Source organism: Pseudomonas sp. ADAK2 (assembly GCF_012935755.1).
GTDB lineage: Bacteria > Pseudomonadota > Gammaproteobacteria > Pseudomonadales > Pseudomonadaceae > Aquipseudomonas.
Map to the genome: position 1 here is coordinate 2,369,813 of NZ_CP052862.1, position 20,453 is coordinate 2,390,265.

General features: G+C 61.6%; 26 protein-coding genes. 2 read left to right on the forward strand and 24 right to left on the reverse strand.

The window, feature by feature from the left end:
• Positions 1-4 precede the first annotated feature (4 nt).
• The 24 genes from HKK52_RS10955 to HKK52_RS11065 all read right to left on the reverse strand — a co-directional run bounded on the left by HKK52_RS10955 (position 5) and on the right by HKK52_RS11065 (position 17,416).
• Positions 5-982: a hypothetical protein gene (locus tag HKK52_RS10955; protein ID WP_169370834.1), complete on the reverse strand. Its 978-nt coding sequence runs from the start codon at positions 980-982 to the stop codon at positions 5-7.
• A complete protein-coding gene (locus HKK52_RS10960; RefSeq protein ID WP_169374226.1) occupies positions 955-1,665 on the reverse strand; it encodes a hypothetical protein in 711 nt (236 codons plus the stop codon). The genes HKK52_RS10955 and HKK52_RS10960 overlap by 28 nt, the downstream gene beginning before the upstream one ends.
• Complete coding sequence (locus HKK52_RS10965) at positions 1,656-2,207, reverse strand: baseplate complex protein (protein WP_169370835.1); 552 nt, start codon at positions 2,205-2,207, stop codon at positions 1,656-1,658. Before HKK52_RS10965 ends, HKK52_RS10960 begins: the two co-directional genes overlap by 10 nt.
• The gene (locus HKK52_RS10970; RefSeq protein ID WP_169370836.1) at positions 2,204-3,127 is read right to left on the reverse strand and encodes a hypothetical protein; all 924 of its coding nucleotides are present in this window, start codon (positions 3,125-3,127) and stop codon (positions 2,204-2,206) included. The genes HKK52_RS10965 and HKK52_RS10970 overlap by 4 nt, the downstream gene beginning before the upstream one ends.
• Positions 3,124-3,831, reverse strand: a complete 708-nt coding sequence (locus HKK52_RS10975) for a DUF4376 domain-containing protein (RefSeq protein ID WP_169370837.1) — start codon at positions 3,829-3,831, stop codon at positions 3,124-3,126. Before HKK52_RS10975 ends, HKK52_RS10970 begins: the two co-directional genes overlap by 4 nt.
• An 8-nt stretch (positions 3,832-3,839) precedes the next feature.
• Complete coding sequence (locus HKK52_RS10980) at positions 3,840-5,498, reverse strand: phage tail-collar fiber domain-containing protein (RefSeq protein ID WP_169370838.1); 1,659 nt, start codon at positions 5,496-5,498, stop codon at positions 3,840-3,842.
• A 10-nt stretch (positions 5,499-5,508) separates the two neighbouring features.
• Positions 5,509-6,033, reverse strand: coding sequence for a phage tail protein (locus tag HKK52_RS10985; protein WP_169370839.1), 525 nt, complete (start codon positions 6,031-6,033; stop codon positions 5,509-5,511).
• Positions 6,030-7,205 (reverse strand): baseplate J/gp47 family protein, encoded by a 1,176-nt coding sequence (locus tag HKK52_RS10990; protein ID WP_169370840.1) that lies wholly within the window; start codon positions 7,203-7,205, stop codon positions 6,030-6,032. The genes HKK52_RS10985 and HKK52_RS10990 overlap by 4 nt, the downstream gene beginning before the upstream one ends.
• Positions 7,202-7,519, reverse strand: a complete 318-nt coding sequence (locus HKK52_RS10995; protein WP_169370841.1) for a DUF2590 family protein — start codon at positions 7,517-7,519, stop codon at positions 7,202-7,204. The genes HKK52_RS10990 and HKK52_RS10995 overlap by 4 nt, the downstream gene beginning before the upstream one ends.
• Entirely contained in the window at positions 7,516-9,501 is a 1,986-nt protein-coding gene (locus HKK52_RS11000) for a phage tail tape measure protein (protein ID WP_169370842.1), read from the reverse strand. Before HKK52_RS11000 ends, HKK52_RS10995 begins: the two co-directional genes overlap by 4 nt.
• Positions 9,502-9,509: 8 nt before the next feature.
• Positions 9,510-9,650, reverse strand: coding sequence for a DUF6890 family protein (locus tag HKK52_RS32975; protein WP_442962282.1), 141 nt, complete (start codon positions 9,648-9,650; stop codon positions 9,510-9,512).
• A 23-nt stretch (positions 9,651-9,673) separates the two neighbouring features.
• Positions 9,674-9,964, reverse strand: a complete 291-nt coding sequence (locus HKK52_RS11005) for a putative phage tail assembly chaperone (protein ID WP_169370843.1) — start codon at positions 9,962-9,964, stop codon at positions 9,674-9,676.
• A gap of 50 nt (positions 9,965-10,014) precedes the next feature.
• Positions 10,015-10,467, reverse strand: a complete 453-nt coding sequence (locus HKK52_RS11010; RefSeq protein WP_169370844.1) for a lysis system i-spanin subunit Rz — start codon at positions 10,465-10,467, stop codon at positions 10,015-10,017.
• Positions 10,467-11,000 (reverse strand): lysozyme, encoded by a 534-nt coding sequence (locus tag HKK52_RS11015; protein WP_169370845.1) that lies wholly within the window; start codon positions 10,998-11,000, stop codon positions 10,467-10,469. The genes HKK52_RS11010 and HKK52_RS11015 overlap by 1 nt, the downstream gene beginning before the upstream one ends.
• Positions 10,997-11,293 carry a hypothetical protein gene (locus HKK52_RS11020; RefSeq protein WP_169370846.1) on the reverse strand — a complete coding sequence of 99 codons (297 nt, stop codon included), beginning with the start codon at positions 11,291-11,293 and terminating at the stop codon, positions 10,997-10,999. The genes HKK52_RS11015 and HKK52_RS11020 overlap by 4 nt, the downstream gene beginning before the upstream one ends.
• Positions 11,293-11,502 carry a TraR/DksA family transcriptional regulator gene (locus tag HKK52_RS11025; RefSeq protein WP_169370847.1) on the reverse strand — a complete coding sequence of 70 codons (210 nt, stop codon included), beginning with the start codon at positions 11,500-11,502 and terminating at the stop codon, positions 11,293-11,295. Before HKK52_RS11025 ends, HKK52_RS11020 begins: the two co-directional genes overlap by 1 nt.
• Positions 11,502-11,951, reverse strand: coding sequence for a phage protein (locus HKK52_RS11030; protein ID WP_169370848.1), 450 nt, complete (start codon positions 11,949-11,951; stop codon positions 11,502-11,504). The genes HKK52_RS11025 and HKK52_RS11030 overlap by 1 nt, the downstream gene beginning before the upstream one ends.
• A 6-nt stretch (positions 11,952-11,957) precedes the next feature.
• Entirely contained in the window at positions 11,958-13,073 is a 1,116-nt protein-coding gene (locus tag HKK52_RS11035; RefSeq protein ID WP_169370849.1) for a DUF2586 domain-containing protein, read from the reverse strand.
• Between the two features lie 11 nt (positions 13,074-13,084).
• A complete protein-coding gene (locus HKK52_RS11040) occupies positions 13,085-13,765 on the reverse strand; it encodes a virion morphogenesis protein (RefSeq protein ID WP_169370850.1) in 681 nt (226 codons plus the stop codon).
• A complete protein-coding gene (locus HKK52_RS11045; RefSeq protein WP_169370851.1) occupies positions 13,755-14,204 on the reverse strand; it encodes a phage tail protein in 450 nt (149 codons plus the stop codon). The genes HKK52_RS11040 and HKK52_RS11045 overlap by 11 nt, the downstream gene beginning before the upstream one ends.
• Positions 14,201-14,665 carry a head completion/stabilization protein gene (locus HKK52_RS11050; protein WP_169370852.1) on the reverse strand — a complete coding sequence of 155 codons (465 nt, stop codon included), beginning with the start codon at positions 14,663-14,665 and terminating at the stop codon, positions 14,201-14,203. Before HKK52_RS11050 ends, HKK52_RS11045 begins: the two co-directional genes overlap by 4 nt.
• Positions 14,666-14,765: 100 nt before the next feature.
• A complete protein-coding gene (gene gpM, locus HKK52_RS11055) occupies positions 14,766-15,470 on the reverse strand; it encodes a phage terminase small subunit (protein WP_169370853.1) in 705 nt (234 codons plus the stop codon).
• A complete protein-coding gene (locus HKK52_RS11060; RefSeq protein ID WP_169370854.1) occupies positions 15,467-16,489 on the reverse strand; it encodes a phage major capsid protein, P2 family in 1,023 nt (340 codons plus the stop codon). Before HKK52_RS11060 ends, gpM begins: the two co-directional genes overlap by 4 nt.
• Positions 16,490-17,416: a GPO family capsid scaffolding protein gene (locus tag HKK52_RS11065; protein WP_169370855.1), complete on the reverse strand. Its 927-nt coding sequence runs from the start codon at positions 17,414-17,416 to the stop codon at positions 16,490-16,492.
• A 163-nt stretch (positions 17,417-17,579) separates the two neighbouring features.
• Between HKK52_RS11065 and HKK52_RS11070 the strand changes: the two genes are divergently transcribed.
• Together HKK52_RS11070 and HKK52_RS11075 are read left to right on the forward strand one after the other, a co-directional pair.
• Positions 17,580-19,646, forward strand: coding sequence for a terminase large subunit domain-containing protein (locus HKK52_RS11070; protein ID WP_169370856.1), 2,067 nt, complete (start codon positions 17,580-17,582; stop codon positions 19,644-19,646).
• Positions 19,573-20,436: a phage portal protein gene (locus HKK52_RS11075; RefSeq protein ID WP_336604973.1), complete on the forward strand. Its 864-nt coding sequence runs from the start codon at positions 19,573-19,575 to the stop codon at positions 20,434-20,436. Before HKK52_RS11070 ends, HKK52_RS11075 begins: the two co-directional genes overlap by 74 nt.
• The last annotated feature ends 17 nt before the right edge of the window (positions 20,437-20,453 follow it).

Here is a 20,453-nt window from a genome sequence, read left to right on the forward strand (position 1 = left end):
ACCTTTAAAGTGTAATAGCCTTCAGCTTCGTAGAGAGCAGGGCAGCCTTTACTGCATCAGAAGTGAACGCCGTAGCATCGGCCGGACTTGGCAATGGTCCTGGTAAGTGAGTGTGCGCGGCCAGCTGTGTGTTCATCTGCTGCAGCAGATCAAGCGTGTCGCATATCACCTGAAATAGGTTCACGCCTTCGGAACCGATCCAGTTTTTCGGCGCTTGCAGCTGCTGGCTGATCCCGGACGCGCTCTTGCGTAAGCCCTGAATCCGCTCCTGCATATCGCCGCCCACCGTGGCGTTATGCTTCTGCCCCACCACCAGGTTCAAATCCCGCCCGGTGGCCTGGTGCAGATCATCCACCGCCGCCAGACTCGCGGAGCCACCAGACATCAGCTTGAGCGCGCCCAGCGCCTCGATCGTCTTCACCCCGCCCACCGTCTCGGTCGAATGATCGTCGATCGCCTGGGTGTGGTTCTGGAACTGCTCGCGGTTCTCCAGCGCTTCAACCTCGCGCTCGATCGCCTTGTCCTGGATCTTGCCATCGGTCTGGCGCAGCCAGTTGCCATCGGCATCGACGCGCTGCTGGGCGGCCTCGCTGTGTTGCCACACCTGATCGCCTTTCGGCACTCGGGGCATGCTCAGCCCGTGCGGCAGAATCGTCTGGATGTAGGGCTTGTTCGGCAGGCCATAGGCGAAGCACACCACCACTTGAGTGCCCTCCTCCGGAAAGGCGTAGATGCCCATTTCTTCGCCACCGGTGGGCAGTGGCAGCGGCACGCCGGCAAGCAGGGGCAATTGCGGATCGACTTCACCGTCCGAGCCAAGTACTTCGATGTCCACGGCATAACGCGGCCGGAAGTCGTCACAGATCCCGGCGCCGGCCGGGGCGTCGGCCACGGCGACAACCCGGGCAAAGCGCGGCAGGTGATAGCCGCCAGTCAGTTCAGGGAATTGCCTTTCTACGCTGCGGCGGATTGCGTCTTCCATCGGATAGCCATCTGGTCATTGGCGAGGGCCACACTGGTGACGCGCTCGCCGTGGTTGATCGTTGCACCTGGTCGTAACCCGGGAAGGGCCGCGATCATCGCGCTTTGGTTGCCCTGGTAGCCGTCGAACAGCTCCGTGGGGATTTGCAGCGGCGCCCGGGCGCCATAGAAGCTGTCCGCCCAACTGCCGGTAAACACTTCGCCGTTGCCCAACTGGTGCCAGGTGAAGTCGGGAATGTTGAACACCCGGGCCAGGCTGTCCATCGCCTGATATCCGGCGGCCAGACTGTAAAAGAATGGCGCTTTGACGGCGGCGAATGGCCGATCGGGCACCCGGAAGCGCAGGCCGGTGTGTTCGCTGATCTCGGCCAGCACGGCGCGCAGATCGACGTGACGCAGGTTCAGCGGCAACGGGTTGGCCAACACGGCGGCCAGCTCGCGGCAGAACAGCACCTGCTCGATGGCATTGGCGGCGGTGCAGCGCTCGACGTAACCGATGAAGTGGCGTTGCAGTGTGCGGTCGTTGTAGCCGATATCCAGCGTCACCAGGCCTTTGACCGATTCAGCGGATTTAATCGTGAACGTCGCCCGCCCCGGGCTGGTGGCGTCCAGTCGAACGTCCTCTTTCACCAGGGCGAACGGCGCGCCATTGATCGCCAGGACTTTGTGCAGCTTCACGTTGATTCACTCCCGCCCAGCCACTTATCGACGCGGCCGAGCACCTTTTCAAAACCGCTCAACGCCGGGTTGTCGGTGGTTTCGTCCTTGCCCTCGCCACTGGTACCGACCGCGCTTCCTGGTGCGCCCTGGGCGTTGACCGCATTGCCGGCGCGTCGCCCCTCGACCTTTTCAGGGTTGGACTGGCGTTCGCTCAATGTGAACTGGATCAGCCAGGCGCGCAGGGTATCGTCCTCGCGGGCGCTGATCCCTTCCGAGAACTCGACTTGTCGTATCCCGAAGGCCTCGGCCGTGTCGTTGACGATGCGGTACAGGTGCATCTGGCCACCGCTGGCGGTGGACTCGGCCAAGCGCATCAAATCGGTCATGTGTGGGTTATCCACAAAGGGAATCATCAGCGAAATGGTCAGGGTCTTGGGTTTGAAGCCCTTGTGCGCCGTGTCGGTGTTGCTGGTCTGACCCGACATGTCGCCGCTTTCGATACGCAGGTTCGCGGTCACCTTCAGGTTTTTGCCCTGGACCTTGTGGCCATCAAGTAGCAGCGTCATAGGCCGACCAGCTCCTGGACAAAACTCAAGGCTTCTTTCGAGCCCACCAACATGACGCCGGCACACAGCACCCATTCATGCCCCGGGGCGTCGCCGGCGAGCAATTCGCGGCGCAGTTCGCTGGTGTTGCCCGGGCCAACCAGACGCGCCTGCATGCTGACGTCCGGGTTGCCGCCGGCCAGCAGCGCTTTCAAGTCGGTCAGCTGCTGGTCGCGGCCCTTCTGCTGCGCGGCTTTGCGGCTCGCCAATGCGGCCAGGTCACCCAGCGGCGAACTGTCGGCGGCGTAGCTTTCCAGCACCGCCAGTTGGCCGGCCATGGATTGCTTGGCGGCCTTGACCACCGTGCAGCGTTCCAGGGGCAACGCCTGCCAGCGTGGCAGCGGACCGGCGCCGGGGATCTCCCACTTTTCTGTCTCCAGCTTCACCAGGTGCTGGGCACGACGTTCCGTGCGCACCAGGTCAGGGATTGGTAACAAGGCGTTGAACCGCGACAAGCTGCTGGCCAACTGGTCCAGGCGCGTGCCCAGGAACAGAATCGACAGCGCGTATTGCGGGCCAGCCGGTCGTCCGGTGTCGGTCACGTCTTCCAGTTTTTTCGCCAGGTGCTCCAGCAGGTTGGGCGCTGACAGAAAGCGCTGGTAGCCCCTCCCCTGCCCGATACCGTTTTGAAACGGCGTCACTACCAAGCACGCCGGCGCCTGGCCGAGTTGTTCTGTGAGCGCGGCACGACCGGCCGCGATCGCGCCCTTCGCGGCATCACCGACCGGCCCCGGGTTGGTGCTGGCCAAGCCATCGAGTCCGGCCAGTCGCTTGGCGGTGCTGACCAGCTCGCCGCCGGCCAGGTCCTTGGCCGCTGACAAGCCGCCCATCCACTGCGTGGCCTGCTCCGGCCAGCGCATGGTCACCGGCGCCCAGGTCATGCCGACAGCGTCCAGGCGATGGCCTTCATGGCCTTGAGGTCTTTGTCTTCCCGGGCCTTGGCCAAGGCTTCGCGCAAACTATCCGCGTGCTGCTGGGCCGCTTGCTTGAAGCGCACCAGGTCATGACTGACCCGCTGCAACTGGGCGATCGTGTGGGGCCGGAAGGCTTTCACCTGCTTGGCGTCATAGCACGGGTAAACGTCGTCCATCCCCAGCAACACCTGACCGTTCAGGTTCACCTGGTCATCGATCGCGCTGTTGTAGCGGTATGTCTCTTCCAGGGCGTTGGAGTTGAAGCCACCGGCGATGTACGCCGCGTAATCGGCGTCGATCGTCAGCCGTTTTTTCTCCTGCAAATCGGCCAGCACCGCGTCGATATCGTCTACCCACGCACCATCCTTCCAGACTTGATTCGGTCCTGGCTTTTTCATGGTGTAGCCGGATGGCATCTGCTCGAATCCTTCCAGGGTTCGCGACTCACCGGACAGGGCGCTGTAGACCACCAGACCGCCGAAGTAGTCCACCAGTTGCCAAGCCTCGCCGTTCCACCAGGCGGCTTGATGTTCGAGGGCCGTCGGTGGCGGTGATTCCACGCAACCGCCGGGAATAAGGTACACCCCCGGTTCCAGGGGCGATTCGTCCGCCTCAACCATGCCAATGAACAGGCCCCGGTGGTCAGTCTGATAAACGAGTTTGTCAGTCATGCTCATTCTCAATATTTGATGCAGTAATTAAGGGCCAAGTTTTTCGGGCGGGTTTCAGTGCCGCCAGCAGCGGCAACGGTCACGCCGTGGGTGTGCGCGCCGCTGGCACTGACACCGACGTTGTGTGCGTGCTGGCCGGCGCCATCCATTGCGACGTTGTGCGCGTGGTGACCATCCCAGGAGGTGGCGTGCTGGCCGCCGGATTGCTGAACCGAGTTAGGTCCGCCGGCACCCTGGCCAATACCTGGTGAACTGGCAGCAGTGTGGGAGTGACCGCCTTGAGCGTCGGTCCAGGTACGGTGAACGTGGTTGCCCTGGGCGTCCGTCCATGCGGAGTGAAGGTGGTCACCGACTGCGGCGACCGAGGCCGTGTGAGCGTGGGAATGCAGCATCATGTCCTGGTACACACCGAACGCTCGGCCCGGGTCGAGGCCGCGCCCATCGTCCCAGCCCCGTGGAAACAAGCCTCGCATGTCGGGCAGGTTGAACGTTGTCGATCCGTCACCCCCGCCGTAATGCGTGCCCAGCCACGCGAAGAGTTGCGCAAAGGCTGTACGTGAAACCGCCGCGCCGTTGCACTTCAGCCACCCCGTTGGCGTTGCGGTCATCGCGAACGCGGCCACCATGCCAGTCATCGAATTACCGACCTGCTGCTTTAATTTGTTCAGCGCAGCCGTGGTGGCGAGGATCTCGCTGCTGTTGGTGTCGGGGTCGTCGCTCTTGGCGTTGGGCAGGTTCTCCAGATCCACGTCTTCTTTCGTCGTTCCCCGTGCACGCAGGTTTGGATAGTCCCCATTGCGGGCGGCGAAATACTGAATCAACGCACCGCTGACCGGTTCGGACGGTCGTAAGTCGACGATCTCGCTCGACGAGATGTAATCGGCAATGGGCACGCAGTAATGGCGGTTGCCGGCGGCGTCGGTGTAATCGACCTGGTTGCCATACACGACTTTCCAACTGGCCACCCGGTCATTGAGTTGGCGCTCCAGGCAGACGTCCAACCAGATTTTGCCCACTGGGATAACACCGGTGACCACATACGGTTCGTCCAGGGCCACCCGAATACCTTCGATGTAGGCGCCGCCCGATCGGAGCTGAAAGCTGCTGCCTACTTTTACAAAGGCCAGTGAATCGCTGAAAAAACACGCACGGCCATACAGCGTTCGGTTGCTATAGCGCCCGCGCTCATCGATGCCCGCCAGGCGCACGGTAAAGTCATGCTGCCAGGTGCTCGCATCGATCTTCACACCGGTCAGTTGCATGGCGCCATCAAACGCCACCAGGAAGTTGCGGGTGACGTTGTTGCCGATCTGCTGCGGCGGGATGTTCTTGCGCTTCTGCTGCAACGGCACGTAGGACGCGGCGAACAACAAACCGTCTTCGTCCTCGAGGCCGACCCAGTTGAAATCCCAGTCACCGATATCGGACCCCAGCTGGGCGCTGTACACCACCTGGTTCGGGTTGACGTAGCCGGCGTTCTCTTTGGGGATGTCGTAAACCTGCACGATCTGGCCCGCCGGCGGCTTGCCGGCAGCGCGATCGATCGGCGCGACCGGGTCCAGCCCGGTCACGTTGGCAAAGATGAATTTGCTGATAACCAGCGGCTTTTTCTGGCTTTGTTTCAGGGCGATTTGGCTTTCGCCGGCCAAGGTAATACTGGCGCTCACGGGTGCGCTCCTACAGGCTGGCGACCAGCGTTTGCTGATCGTCGTTAAAGTCGATAAGGGCGATTTGCAACGCCACGGGGGTGATGGTCACGAAGTCATAACGCCGGCACGTCCGGCCGTATTGCTGGATAAGCACGCGCAACAGTTCGGGGTTGAGCGACAGTTGCGCGTTGCTGAATTTGAGCAGCACGACGTCCCAGTCCCGATCGGGCTGGCGCTCCTCGATCTCGACGTAACCCACGCCCAAGCGCTCGAAAATCCGTTTCATGCCGGCGGTGCTGCCCGCGTCCACGGAGTTGATGAAGGCGTATTTCACGCGCAGCCGAAACAGGGCCTCGGGCTCGTCTTTAAAGCGCGTCACGTCGCGCTGCCAGGCCCACAGCTCCAGGATGCTCATGTGGCAGTTGTCGGGGTCGATCTGCGAGTAAGGCCAGCGCAGCCAGCCGGTGACGGTTTCCCACCAGGCCTGGGCAGCCGCGACCAACTTTGACAGCTCGGTACCGGCGAGCCAGAACGGCAATTTGAGCTTGATCATTTGATCGTCACCGTCAGGTTCTGGAGCCGGGGAATCGACAGCCCGCTGACGATGTCCACCATCGGCGTGAACTTGACGGCCTCGATGCCGGCGAACCGCTGGTGCAGTTCTTCCGTCAGACGGCTGAAGCTGAATCGCGACTGTGGATAAGTCAGCGTCGGCTGATAGTCCCGGGACGTGCTTTCACGGAACGCGGCGCGCACAAACAACTCGATTTCATGCTTGAGGTCGGCGACTTGAGCCGGTGTCAGGTTGGCAAACGGCCAGACGTTGACCAGGATGTTGGCCTGCGTTTCCGGCATGACCATGGCCAGCAGGTCGTCGCCGTGGCCATGGTTGCCCTGGTCGCGAATATGCGCGTTGATTTGCTCCAGGTAACTGGCTGCCGGCACCCCAGCATCGAACAGCACAAAGGCGTTCGCGCTGCCTGGGCCCCGGGGGGCGCCATGTTCGAAATACACGCCATCGGGGCGCACGCCCGGGAAGGCGGAAATCATCGCGCGATACACCGCGTCGGTGTGCCACTGGTTCACGGCCGAGAACTGGTTGCGCACACGCAAACGCAGCTGATCGTTGGGCTCGGGATCCGCACCAGGTGATTCCAGCCAGCCGTCACCGTTCACCACCTGGACAATGCCAGGCACGGGCACCGGCAGGATCGCGTAGTAACCCGGGGCCAGGTTGAAGCCGCTGCCGGCCTCGATCGCTTCCACCGGGACTTCCAACTGCAACTGACCCTGCTGAAAGATCACGGCGGCTGTAGAGATCAGTTGATAGACGTTGCCGTTGATCGCGGCAGACTGCACGACGATGCCCTGTTTCAGCTCCATGACGCCGTCCGGTGTCGCCCGGGTAAACAGCAATTTTCCCTGGGCTTTCGTGGCGCCCTTGCGCTCGACGTTGACCGCCCAGGCCAGCATGTCCAACCAGGCGTCCACTGCCGTTTTCACAAAGAAGTTCGGCAGCACGGTCATGCACAGGAAATCGAGCAGCCACAGCACCGGCTTGGTCACCAGGGCCGTCATCACCCGCCAGAACGGCGAATAGCTGCTGGTGTTGGCCACCTTGGCGCCTTGGGCTTCGACTTCCTTTTCCCAGGCGGCTTTCAAACCGGCTTCGGTGGTCGGGATGCCGGCGTCGGCGATCACCTTTTTAAAATCAACCTCGCTCACAGACTTACCTCAATCGAACCGAATTTCAGGGTTTTGGCGGTGACCAGGTACGTGCCTGGTTCCTGCGGGGTGATGCGGGCCGTTCCCGGCACCAGGCGCACGTCGTCCTCCACCAGCAGTTCCATCTGCTGGATGCAGTCGCGCTGACGCAGGCGATCGCGCTCGGCCACCAGCGTGACCAGCAGCCCGCTGTCGCGGATCATGTGCGCGATGTCCTGGGCGATGCAGGCACGGTCATCGATCAGCCGCGGCTGACGCGACGGGTCCAGGGCCAGATCGTTGCCGACGATCAACAGGTCCACGTATTCGCTCACCCGCCCACCGCCATGGACACCATGTTTTCCATCTCCAGGGGGTTCATCGGTTTGCTGTTTTGAATGGTGATGTTTTCCACGTGCACGCCCTTGTTCTGGCTGCTGTTGGTGTTCTGTATTTTGGTCAGCAGACCACCAGGCGGCACCGCTGACGGGCCGGTTGGCGAAAGGCTGGGGATCGCGGCGTTGATGGTCTGCTGGGCTTTCTGCGCGGCGTTGGCGGTGTCGGCTGCACCGTTCGCGGCATCGATCCCGGGCACCTCGGGCATGCCGCCGAAGCGCGCTTCGATGTTCACGCCGGGAATGCTGTTCATCAGCTCAATCAACCCGTTAACGGCCTTGTGAAAGACGCTGACAATGCTGTCCCACGCGGCCCGGGCCATGTCGGACCAACCGCCCATGGAGCTGAACCACTTCGAAAACGCTTCGAACTTTTCCGCGACCCACTGAAAAGCGGCGGTGTTCATCAAGGCCGAGGTCCACTCGTCCCAGTAGTAAGCGGCGGCGATCACCAGGGCGACCAGCACCGCGATGCCCATCACGACCACACCGATCGGGTTGGCAGTCAGGGCAAAGTTGACCAGCCAGATGGCGCCCTGCCACAGCAGCATCGCGCCACGAATGATCGCCAGGCCAGTGCTCAGGATTCCGATCACAGCGACATAGGCCAGGATGGCCAGCTTCTGCAAAATGAAGGTCGCGGCGGTGCGCAGGTTCAGCATCTGCACAACTTTCCAGACGGTCACCAGGGCAAGCCAGGTGGTCCGGGCAATCCCCACCACCAGCGTGAGCAAGGACATGGCGCCGATAATCACCAAGATGGTCAGTGTGGTGATGCCGATCACGCGGGTGATGTTGGGGAACAGCTGCGACCACCGCACCAGGGTTTTGCCGATATCGACCATCTTGTTCATGAACGGCGTCAGCACCGGAATCAGCACCTGGCCGAACACCACGCGCATGACGTCGACCAGGGACGCCCATTGCTGCCACGGATCGACCATTGCCTGGGCCATCTGTTCGGCCTTCTCCAGCCCGCGCACTCTGCCCAACTGCTCGAGGCCGTTGCGCAGGCGCCCGGTGTCCTTGGCCAGCGCTCCAATCACCTGGGCGCCTTCGCCGCCGAAGGCTTCCACCAGCTTGGCGCTGGCAACCGCACTGGTCAGATCGCCGAACTTGTCCTGGAGCTTGTCCAGAATCGACGTCATCGGCAGCAGCTTGCCCTGCGAGTCGGTGAACTGCATGCCGAGCTTTTCCGAGGCGGCGCCGACGTTCTCGAAAAACGCCTTATAGCGTCCGCCGGCGTCGCCACCTTCCATGGTGCTGCTCAGGGTGCCGATCACCGCCATCTGTTCGGCCAGGTCTACCCCGGCCGTGGTGGCGATCGCGCCGGCTTCCTTGAACGCGTCTTTCATCGCGGCGCCGCTGGTGCGGAACAGCTGCACCGCCAGGGCCGTCTGCCCGCCGAGTTTTTCGACCCACGCGCCCTTGCCCATGGCATCGGCCTGGGATTTTTGCAGGTTGTAGAGTGTGCCGACGTATTCACCCATCGTCTCGGCGTCGGACTTGGTGGCCTTGGCCAGCAGGTTGCTGGTGTTGGTAAAGACAGCCAGCTGGTTGCCGGCCAGGCCCTTGATCGCGCCCTCGATCAGGTACGCCGAGGCCACAAAATCCTTGGCGTTCTCGCCGTAGTTCACCGCGAATTCCAGCGACTTGCTGTTGAGCGCGGTCAACGCGTCTTCGGCCACGCCCAGAGATCGGACGTCGCCCAGGGCGCGATTGACCTCCAACGCCGGTTCCAGGGATTGCTGAATCCCGACCACGGCCGCCGTCACGCCCGCCAGGCCAAGGCCCATCGTCTTGATGTTTGCCTCGCTCTGCTCGGCCAGGTCGGAAAAACCCGCCTTTACCTTGCCCAGGGGCGCGGTGACCTTGTCGGTCAGGCTCAAGATGAAAGCCAGGCGGGCGCTTTGGTCTGCCACAGTCGTCGTTACCCGTTCATCGCAAGGGAGATGCCGTTAGCCACGGCGATTTCCGTACGTCTCCAGAATTCGTCCTCCAGCCATTTGGCCGTGCCCATCGCTTCAACGGTGGGCTCGGCGCCAGGTAGCCAGCGGTTCGTCAGGGCCACGAGCTGGCCCAGTCCGTTTTCGGTCAGGCGCTCAGCGTGGCCGAGCGCTTTTTTACGATCACCTCGACCTTCGGGCCGTACTCTTCAAGCAATGCGCCGGCGAGCTGCATCACCATCACTGGGTTGCCCAGCAGCGGTTTCAAGGTGGCTTTTTCTTCCTGCTTGACGGTGGTCATCAGCAGGTTGTTGCCCGGGGCGACCTTGTTGGTCGTGGTAATGGCGTTGAAGTACTTGGTGACGTCCGCCGGGGTCAGGGTGAAGGTGAATTCCAGTTCGCCGACTTCCAGGGTGATTTCTGCGTTTTGCTCGTTCATGCGGTGTCTCTCTTGTTGAGGTTGGAAAAAAGGTTGTCCTGGTGCACCGGTTACCGGCAGACCTTGAGGACGTGTTGCTGCAAGCCCAGGATCATTTGCTTGCTCAGGGCAAGCTGATCTCTGAGGGTGAAATAATCAGATCGAGCGTCTGTTGCGAGTTCGGCGGTGCCTGCATCAGCCAGGCTGCCGGCGCCGGCGTTGGTGGGCACTGCGGCGGGACAGGTGGCTTTGATCCACAACCGCTGATCGCCATTGCCAACAGCGCGGCGCAGGCCTTCGTTTTCAGAAAGTGCATGGTTCAGTTCCGTAGTCCGTTCAAGATCGATAGCGTCCCGATCGGCCAGCCTCTCGCCGCTGATTCGGGCCGCTTCACGCAGGCCGTTCACTTCGAACAACGCGCTGTCGCGTTCGCGGCGGGCGGTGTCGCGTTGACCTTCCAACAGGTCAAAAGCGAACCAGGCCACCAGGCACACCACCAGGAAAAACAAGACATCACGCGGCATCACAAGCCCGCCTTGCACAGATCCGCTTCCGCCAAACGCCGCGCATGCAGGCCCCGGACGAACACCTTTTCGCCCTGGGCATTGGTGACGAAGGCCCACACGGGTGTCTTGCCGTCCGCCGCCCAGGCAATCGCCTTGCAGCCCTCGGCGATGCGCCCGGCGTTGATCAGGCCCACGGCCCGACTGGCGCAGGTACTGGGCACGCCGACGTTGTGGGAATGGCTGCTCAAGGCGTCGAAGGTGTTCTGCCCCACCTGTTGATTGGTGATGCAATCAGCGAGCTGCAGTTGTCCTTTCTGGATCACCAGTTGCTCGACCTCATCGCATCGAGCGGCAGACCAGTAGTCACCGACCACGACAGGAAACGGGCTGGTGTAACGGGTGATGCCCAGGCACACGGTCGGCAGCCCACGGGCCAACTTGTCCGCGTAAACGACGTTCTGACCCTGGCCTTCCCAGGTGCCGAGGAACGCCACCAGCGAAGCGCTGGCCAGCGCGATCGCACCGGCTTGGATCTTGCCGCGCAGGCTCATGGGAACCACACGCGCAGAAGTGCCGGCACGGCCATTTGCAGCACGGCACCGACCAGCGTCAGGATGGTCAGCAACCGGCCGACCTTCGCCCCGATGTCGTTCACCGCCACGGTCAGCGTCTGCTGGCCGACGTTGAGTTCCGACAACTGGCGCGCCATGTGTTCGAAACCCTGCTCCAGCTTGGTGACGCGGGTTGGCACCGTTTCGTGCCGGTCTTCCAGTTCACCCAGCCGGTGTTCGAAAACGGCAAATTTCTGTTCCAGCGATCCGAGGCGTGCGGCTTCAGTCGTCATCAACGCTTACTCTGTTCATGGCCGGTCTGGCACGGGACGCATCGCGTGATGCCGCCCAGCGCCTGGCGCGCCGGCGGGATCTCTTTGTCGCAGTCCTGGCAATGGGTCAGGCTTGGCCCGACCGGCCGTGGCTGCTGCAACTGGGCCTTGATCGCCTGGTCACGCTGGCGTTGTTCCAGTTCCTGGGCGCGGTCGAACCAATCCACCATTAGCGCAGCCCCTCGATCTCGGTAGCGGCCAGGTACGGCACGCCGTTGATGCGGACGAAATCCGGGCTGGTGACCTCATACGGCACCTTGTGCTTGGTCTTTTCGCCGCCCTTGGGATCGATGCCCAGCAGGCTGGAAATCTTCACCTTGCAGCCGAACGCTTCCACACGCAGTTCGTCGTCGCCGGCCTTGGCGAAGAACACCACGTCAAACGGTTTCAGCTCGCGGAAGCTGCCGGCAGATCGAGCAGCGTCGATCAGCAGTCGAAAGTTGCTGGTGTCGAGTTCGAATTCGCCGGCAGCGGCGACATCACCTTCGACGTAGCCATCCGGCACGCCCCGGGTTTGCGCCACGGCCGAGTTGTCGGTGATGTCCAGGGTGCAGCTCTCGACGTGCAGCGACAGGTCGCCCAGGCTCACGTCAAAGTTCTTGCCGCCAATCTTTGCCATGGGGCGTTACTCCGTTTTGTCGGTGGAAAGATCCAGGGCGATGTTCGCCTGGAGGTCTTTCGGGCAGTTGAGGGGTTTGAGCTTGATGTAAGCCACGACCTTGGTTTTGCTGAGCCAGCTCAGCACCAGGTCGCCGTCTTTCGGCGGCTCGATGTCGCCTGGGAACACTTCACCGTTAAAGGTGGTGGACTTGGCCATGGCACGCAGGGGCGCCATCAGTTGGTTGGTGTTGACCGCCATGCTGTTGGGCGTGTTGTTCAAGCGGCGATCAGCCACACGACGGATCAGCAGCACACGGACCTGGCGCGCCGCCTTGTCGGTGATGCGCAGGTATTCAACGACCTGGAAGTCACTGCCCGGGGCGTCCAGCATGTTGCCGTCGCCCCAGTACACGCCTGGGTAATCGGGATAGGTCTGCGACACGGAGAACCGCGCCCGGTCCAGCTCGGCGCGTACAGCGGATGGCAGCGGGATTTTGTCGGCATCGACGGGCACCGGCCCAAGGCCCAGCACGGCACCGGTGGCAACGCGCATTGGGCTGTCGGCAATGCTCACAGCCGCATTCGCCAAGCGACCGGCGAGCACGCCCAGGTCATTGCCGTGCAGTTGCGGTACCGGAAGGACGCGCGGCGCTGCCAGCCCGGCCACCAGCGCCTTTTGCTCGCTCACGTACTGCGCCCAGGTCTGCTGCACGGTAATGCCGGCAACGGCTGCCATGATGAAGAGGCGGCGCCCGTAGGTGTTGTTCAACGCAATGGCGGCGTCGTGCATCGCCGACAGCTCGGCGGCTGTAGCTACCGGTTTGGTAATCACCACCGCTTCGACCGAATACCCCGAATGCTGGGCTTTTTCCAGTGCGTCGGACCAGTTGCCATCGGCGCCGATCGGAGCCGCTACACAGGCCCAGCGCTGGCCACCGTTGAGGCGGGCGGCAGTGATTTGGGTTTTCAGATCGCTGGCAGGAACGCCCAAGGCTGTGTCCAGGTCGCTGTCGGTGTTCAGCGGGATGAACTGGCCGACGTTCTTTGTTGCGGGACCAATAAAAAGGAAATAACGCTCAATCTCTGTCACGGCACCCTGGCCCAGATTGAGATTGTCGACGGTGACTTGACCGAGTGCCATGCAGTGCCTCGTTAGCGGGGTGAAGTTAGGATTTGTTGAAAGACCTGGTTAATCAGTTCGCGGGTTTCGTTGCCGCTCCCCACGCCGAGGAACTGACGCGGTGGCAGGGTGATGTCCCAGCTTTGCGCGCCTGATGTCTCGGATTTTTCATCATTCAAAATGCGGATCAGCAGACCGGCCTTGGCGTAGTTCACGTGTTGTTGAATCCACGCTACCGACGGCCTGGTTAGCGTCTTTTTGCCCTTCTGCCGGATACGGAATCCCAGCAGGCGCAGGCGCTTGGCTTGCTTGTCTGTGCAGGCGATACCCGGCGCCACGGTGTTCCAGCGCTTCATCTGCGCCGCCGTACGCCGCTCGGTGGCGCCGTTGTGTTGCTGTGTGGCGACCCATCGGGTCAGCGCGTTTTTCCAGCCCAGTTCCGCTTCGTCTGCACTGACCCGCGTGACTTGCAGCAGCTTGGCCAGGCCGGCTTCCATCTTCTTTTTGCCCTTGGCTGGCCCCTTGCGCTCGGCGAAGTCCGACCCGTCCAGGTTCTTCTGCTCACGTACCCGCTTGCGACTCATCGAGCGCACACGCTTGGTCACGTTGTTCAGCAGACGGCGGCGCAGCTTGGGCGGCAGCTCAAGCAACGCCAGCTGGGCGTCAACGTTGAGCAAGCCCCTGACATCGAGGTCGCACGGATTAGCGGTCACCGCTGCCGACCTCGCCGTGTTCTGCAATCCACAGATCGAACGGGACGAAAGCCCAGGTCTTGCCGAAGGCCTCGATCTCACCCGCCGGGTCTTCGGCCAGGTACTGCGGCTCGACGAACTCCAGGGTGATGTCCACGTCGGCCAGGTCGTTGTCCAGCATCTCGACGGCGAACAGCGGCGCCGGCAGTTCGTACCGATCGCGGTCCGGATCGTTGTTTTCCAGCCAGCTGCCCACCAGGGCCATCAGCCGCCCCGGGTGGTCGGCGAAGCGCTCCAGCACGATGGCGGCGCGATAACGCATGTCAGCCATGTGCATGCCGTCCACGCCAGGCTTCCAGAAGAGTTCGAGCGTGACCTGTTCGGTCCAGCTATCCAGCTGCTCGGCGGGCACCAGCTGGCGTTCCAACAAGTAGCGGGTCAGCTCTTGCAGCTTGGTCATAACAGCGCCGCCGTGATGCGGCCACGGCCTTGCAACGAACGAACGGCCTGCTGGCTGAACTCCAGGAACGTTTCGCCACGCTCGGGCGCTTCCTTGCCGGTGTTTTCCGCGCTTTCTCGACGGTTCACGGTGGCGAACTGGGTCAGCAAACTGGCCTTGGCACGGCAATACACGGCGCGCTTGTACGTCGCTGTGTGAAATGTGCGCTCGGGCAGCACCATAGGGTCGGCAGATTCCACGCAGGTGATGCCCGCGTTCTGCCATTGGCCTTTGCGCTTGGCCAGATCGCGATTGACCTCGATCATCGCGGTGTTCAAATCTGTGACCAGCATGTCCACCAGGTACTCCGCCGGCAGGCGATAACCCTTCTGAAACTCAGCCACGGAGAGGTTCGGCCAAAAGCCGTCGTTCTCGATCGCCTGTTCCACAAAGGTCGTGGGTTTCCCGGAAAAGCTGCTCATTGCTGGCCACTCAAATAGGGGCGGGAAAACTGTTTCAGTGGGTCAGGCCATAAATGGTTGGCTCACATCCACAGTTTCTCGCCGGGGGGGGGTAGTCGGGTTATTCGGCGGCTGGTTCAGCCAGTTGTTTTTCCAAGGCCTTGCGAGCCCCTTTCAGGCGCGTATCCACACCGATGCTGGCGTACAGCTCAGTAGCGCGTTCAAAGTGGCTGATCGCCTTTTTCCAGTCCTTGGCATCCATGGCGCGGATGCCAATCAACTTGTGGTACTTGGCCGGGATTTGTTCGGTCAGATCCCACTCACCGTCCACAAACGGCAGCATGTCGCTCAGGTACGGCTCGGGACTGCGTCCGCACTTCTGCTCGTTGTCGGCCCACTCAATCACCGCATCGCCGACGAAGGTCGGGATGTCACGCTTGAAGCGCTCCGGCATCGATTGGCCTTGCTCGATGGCGAACATCGCCACTTCAAGGCCCAGTTCGAACTGCTCGGTGTCGAACAGCCAGACCATGACCTGCACCAGCACCAGGTTCGGGTGATTCAGCCCGGAATCGCGGTAGCGCTCGACGTAGTCCATGTATTTGGGCAGCAGTTCGTCGCGCTTGAGTTGCTGACGGCCGGCGAGGTTGTTCATGTCGCTGAGCCGAGCCAGATCGATCGCCAGCGCGCCTTCCATCAGCTTGAGGTGCTTTTGCGCATTGGCTGGGCTGGCCAGGGCAGTGCTGGAGCTGTAGGGCTCGGCCGCTGCTGCCGCCGCCGGGCCTAATGCGAGCACGCGGCGTTTGTGGGCCAGGGCGATGCTCACGGCAGCAGCTCCAGGTTGCCGGCTTCGATGGCCGCGAATTTCTCCAGTTGCTCAATCACGTAGCCTTCGTTACGGCCGTTGTAATCTTCAACGCGGGAGCGCTTCGGGTTCTCGATCAGGTGGCGGCGCCAGCTGCTGTCCTGGAAGTACAGCGAGAGGTTGTCCCAACTGGTGACCACCACGCCGGTGGCTGGGAAGTGCGGAATCACGAAGGACGGCAAGCCGCCATAGGTGGCAATGACCTGGGCGCCTTCAATGCGCTCTTTCTCGGTTGGGGTGTCGCCTTGCTTGGCGTACAGCTTGCCCTTATCGCTGGCCAGCAGGTCGCTGCCGATGATCGCGATCAGGTCGCCGGCATCACGGAACACCGGGTCAATCATCTGCTTGACGTCATGCACCAGGGCGTCAAGGTTGGCGTAGTCGCCGCCGGCGCCGAGGGTGATTTTTCCAGCGGCTTTGCCTTCCTTGAGTACCTGGGCCGGGATCTGCTCGCGAGCGATTTGCAGCCAGCCTTTGTTCACGTCCTCCAGCATCGGGTGCGCGACGATGTCGGTTTGAGGCGCCGCATGGGTGCCGTGCCAGCCGATCATGATTCGGTCCAGGGCGATCTGACGTTGCACGGCCGCGCTGTAGCGATCGGCAAAGTCGGGGAACTTGGCCCAGCTGTCGATCTTGGCGAACGACAGGCCCACGTCGGATTCCGTATGGAACAGCTCATAGTCCAGGCCGGACAGGTCGCTGAAATCCTTGGCTTCGCGATCGGTGGTTTTGGTGTTGGTGCGGCTGGACACAGGGCCAGTCACGCCGATCATGACCTTCTGACCTTTGATTTCGCTGACCGGAACCACGTTGATGCGACTCAGAAAGTCGGATTTTTCGGTGATCTTGTCGTTCAGCTCCTGGGCAATGCTCGGCTCGACGGCGAACTGGCGGGACGCGTCCTGGACGTTGTACGTCTCGGCCAGGTCGTCCTGCATGAGGGCGAACTGTTCCTGGGCGTGACTGCTAAGAGAGCCCATTTACAAGGTTCTCCGCTTTTGGCTGTGAGACGCACCGGTGGTGCGCGGAACCTGCCGGCCCTTAGGTGTGTCCAGCAACGCGGAGAATTTCTTGTCCAGATTGGCAACGGCCACAGCCAACGCCTTGTTGCTGGAGACGCCTTTACGGCGGCGGGAGAATTCGCGCTCTTCGTCGGCGGTGTCGAGAATGTCCTGAACGGAGGTTTCGACGGAGTCGATCGGTTCCTGCTCAACCTCTACGTCAGCAGTTACAGGCTCGATCAGGGTTTGAATGCCGGCAGAGACGAGCAGCAACTGTTCGACCAGTGCCGCCAGCGCTTTGGCTGTAGCTTCATCCATTGGGGGTTTGCTCTCTGTTTGGGGTTGCGAAGGTGCTGCGGGGGGTTCTTCAAGGCCGAAGCGCTTGAACAGGCTGGTGACCATCGCAGCCAGCTTGCCAAGATCGCCTTTAGGCTCAGCCTCCATCAGGGGGCCAAGCTCGACCGAGGCGGCGAAGTACGCCGCCTGACTGGTCTTGTGGGAGAAGTAGAGTTCCTGGGTACCCAGACTGGCCGGGGAGTCGGTGACGGCCAGTCCGGTCAAATACGCCTTGCCCGAGCCTGCAAAGTTGGGGGTGACTTCGATGCTGGTGAACAGCTTTTCACCCTGGTCATTCAGCGACAGCAACTTATCGTTGGGCTTGAGCTGCGCCTCCAGGGCAATTTGACCAGGCTCAAGATCCTCGCCTTCTTCCACCAGGCGCACGGCGTAGACAGTGCCGTGTGAGCCCATCCAGCGTTCGTGTTCGCTCCAGATGACTGCCGTGTACTTCGACGGTTTGTAGGTCTCGGCGACATCACGCAGTTCCTGGGGAAGGATCTCGCGACCATCGGCGGTGGTGCCGCTGGTGGCGACACGTTTCCATAGCGAAACAAGTGAACGGGGCATGGGCGTTAACTGCGCTCAATCGGTGGTTTGAGCCGCCACGATAGGGAGCCGAAAGCGCCCAAACAAACGCTTTGCTTTTGCGTTTCTCCTATTTTCACGATTCAGGAGGATGGCGGAATTTAACGCCGCGTTTAACGTGTTTTCGCCGCATAGACTGCGGCGCATGCCATACGCCCCCGAACTTAAAGAAGCCGCGAAACGCCTCTATCTACGCCGCTGCAAGCCGCGTGAAATTCAGGCGCAATTGTCCCTGCCCAACATCCGGATCATTTACTACTGGATCCGTCAGGGCGAATGGGACGACATTCTGTCGGACGAGGAACCGCTGACCGCCATAGGTCGGCGAATCACCCTGCTCCTGGACAAAACCACATCGCTGTCCAAAGGCGATCTGGACGAACTCGACCGGTTGACCACCGTCCGCGAACGGCTGTTAAAGCAGTCGGCGAAACCGGCGCCGGCGCCGATCGGAGAGCCGCCGGCGGACGATGGCCAGCGCCGAGAAAATCAACGCGGTGACCGCCGGGACCGAGGCGATCGCAGCGACAAAAGCGGGAAGAAGCGCGAGAAGAAATCCAAGAACGAAGTCGGCGATCTCACGGAAGTGGACTTTCTCGACAAGTTCATCAGCAAGATGTACGGCTATCAGAAAGAGCTGTTTGCGGCGAAGCAAAACCCGCTGACGAGCCGGATCCGAAACATCCTCAAAAGCCGCCAGGTAGGCCTGACCTACTACTTCGCCGGCGAAGCGTTCATGGACGCCGTGCTCACCGGTGACAACCAGATTTTCCTGTCGGCCAGTCGCGCCCAGTCCGAGATTTTCCGCAGCTACATCGTGTCATTTGCCCAGGAGTGGTTCGGCCTGGAGTTGACCGGCAATCCGATTGTGCTGAGCAAAAACGGCAAGCCCTGGGCTGAGCTGCGCTTTCTCAGCACCAACAGCAGCACCGCCCAAGGTCATCATGGCCACGTCTACGTTGACGAATATTTCTGGATCCGCGACTTCGAAAAACTGAACACCGTCGCCAGTGCCATGGCGACCCACAAGAAGTGGCGCAAGACCTACTTTTCCACGCCCAGCGCCGTGTCGCACCAGGCCTATCCGTTCTGGACCGGCGAGAAATTCCGCAACAGCAAACGCAAGAACGCCAAAGACCCATGGCCCAGCGAAGCCCAGGCGGCGGCTGGTTCGCTGTGCCCGGACGGGCAATGGCGCAAGGTCATCACCATCCTGGATGCCATCGCCGGCGGCTGTGATCTGTTCGACCTCGAGCAGTTGCAGCTGGAGTACGACGAAGACAAGTTCCAGCAGCTGTTCATGTGCAAATTTATCGACAGCACGCAGAGCGCGTTCTCGCTGGTCGACCTGGAGCGGTGCTACTCCGACCTGTCGCTATGGACCGACTACGACCCGGACGACCCACGCCCGTTCGGCAACAGCCCCGTCTGGATCGGTTACGACCCCAGCCGCACCCGCGACGACGCCAGTTGCGTGGTCATCGCCCCGCCGCTCGAGGACGGCGCCAAGTTCCGCATCCTGGAAAAACACAGCTGGCGTGGGCAGTCGTTCAAGTACCAGGCCGAGCAGGTCAAGAAGCTCACCGAGCGTTTCAACGTGCAGCACATCGGCATCGATACCACCGGCATCGGTTACGGCGTGTTCGACCTGGTGCGCGACTTCTATCCGCGAGCGACCTCGATTCACTACAGCCTGGAAACGAAAAACACCCTGGTCCTCAAGGCGCAGGACACGATCCAGGGTAGCCGTATCGAATGGGACGCCGGCTGGAACGATATCGCTCAGGCGTTCCTGACGATCAAGCGCGGCACCACCGGCGGCGGTCAGGTGACCTACAGCGCGTCCCGTACCGATGCGTCGGGCCACGCCGACATTGCCTGGGCAATCATGCACGCCCTGGCCCATGAACCCCTCAACACCAACAAGCAGCGGCGAAGCCGCTACTCCCTGACTGGATCAGCAAACAATGGCGCGAAAAAAACGACAGCAAACACCGGCAACCGCAGCTCCCGGGCGAGCACGGATGTTTTCATTCGGCGCACCCGAACAGGTGCTGAGCGAAAACATCGGGCAGTACCTGGGCGTGTTCGCCACGCACGACGGCCGGATTTACACGCCGCCGGTGTCGCGCCAGGGGCTGGCCAAGTTGCTGCGCGCCAACGCACACCACGGCGCCATTCCCGGGTTCAAGCGCAACCTGTTGCTGCGTGAGTTCATCCCCTCGGAGGGCTGCTCGACCACGACTATGAGCCGTGCCGGACTCGACTTTATGGTGTTTGGCGAGGCGTATTTCCTGCGCAACCGCAATGCCTTCGGCCAGGTGCTGGAAATGGAGCATCTGCCGACGATCAATATGCGGGTCAAAGTGGACGGTGGTTTTGTGATGCTGCTGCCGGACGGCAAAGAAGTGGAGTTCGACCAGGACGAGATCGAGCACGTCATGAACTACGACGTGGAACAAAACATATACGGCGTCCCCGACTACCTGGGCGGCATGCAGGCGCTGCTACTCAACGAAGCGGCCACACTGTTCCGCCGGCGCTACTACAGCAACGGCGCCCATGCGGGTTACATCTTCTACACCAATGACCCGAACCTGAGCGAAGACGACGAGGACGAGCTGAAGGCCCAGATCACCGCCAGTAAAGGTGTGGGTAACTTCCGCTCGATGTTCGTCAACATCCCAGGTGGTGCAAAGGACGCGATCCAGATCATTCCCGTGGGGGATTTTCAGGCGAAAGATGAACTGGAAAAGGTGAAGAACATTACCCGCAACGACGTGATTGCAGCTTGGCGCATGAACCCGGCGCTGGCCGGCATCATCCCGGAAAACAGTGGGGGCTTCGGCGACATCGAGAAGATCGATCGTGTGTACACCAGCAACGAAATTCGGCCGATCTGTCAGCTGTTCAACCAGCTGAATGACACGCTTCGCGAAGACAGGCGATTTACCTGGAAGAAACAACCAGAAGCAGTTGATTTGCCTGAACCTAGCGCCTAGTAAAGAGATTGCCACTA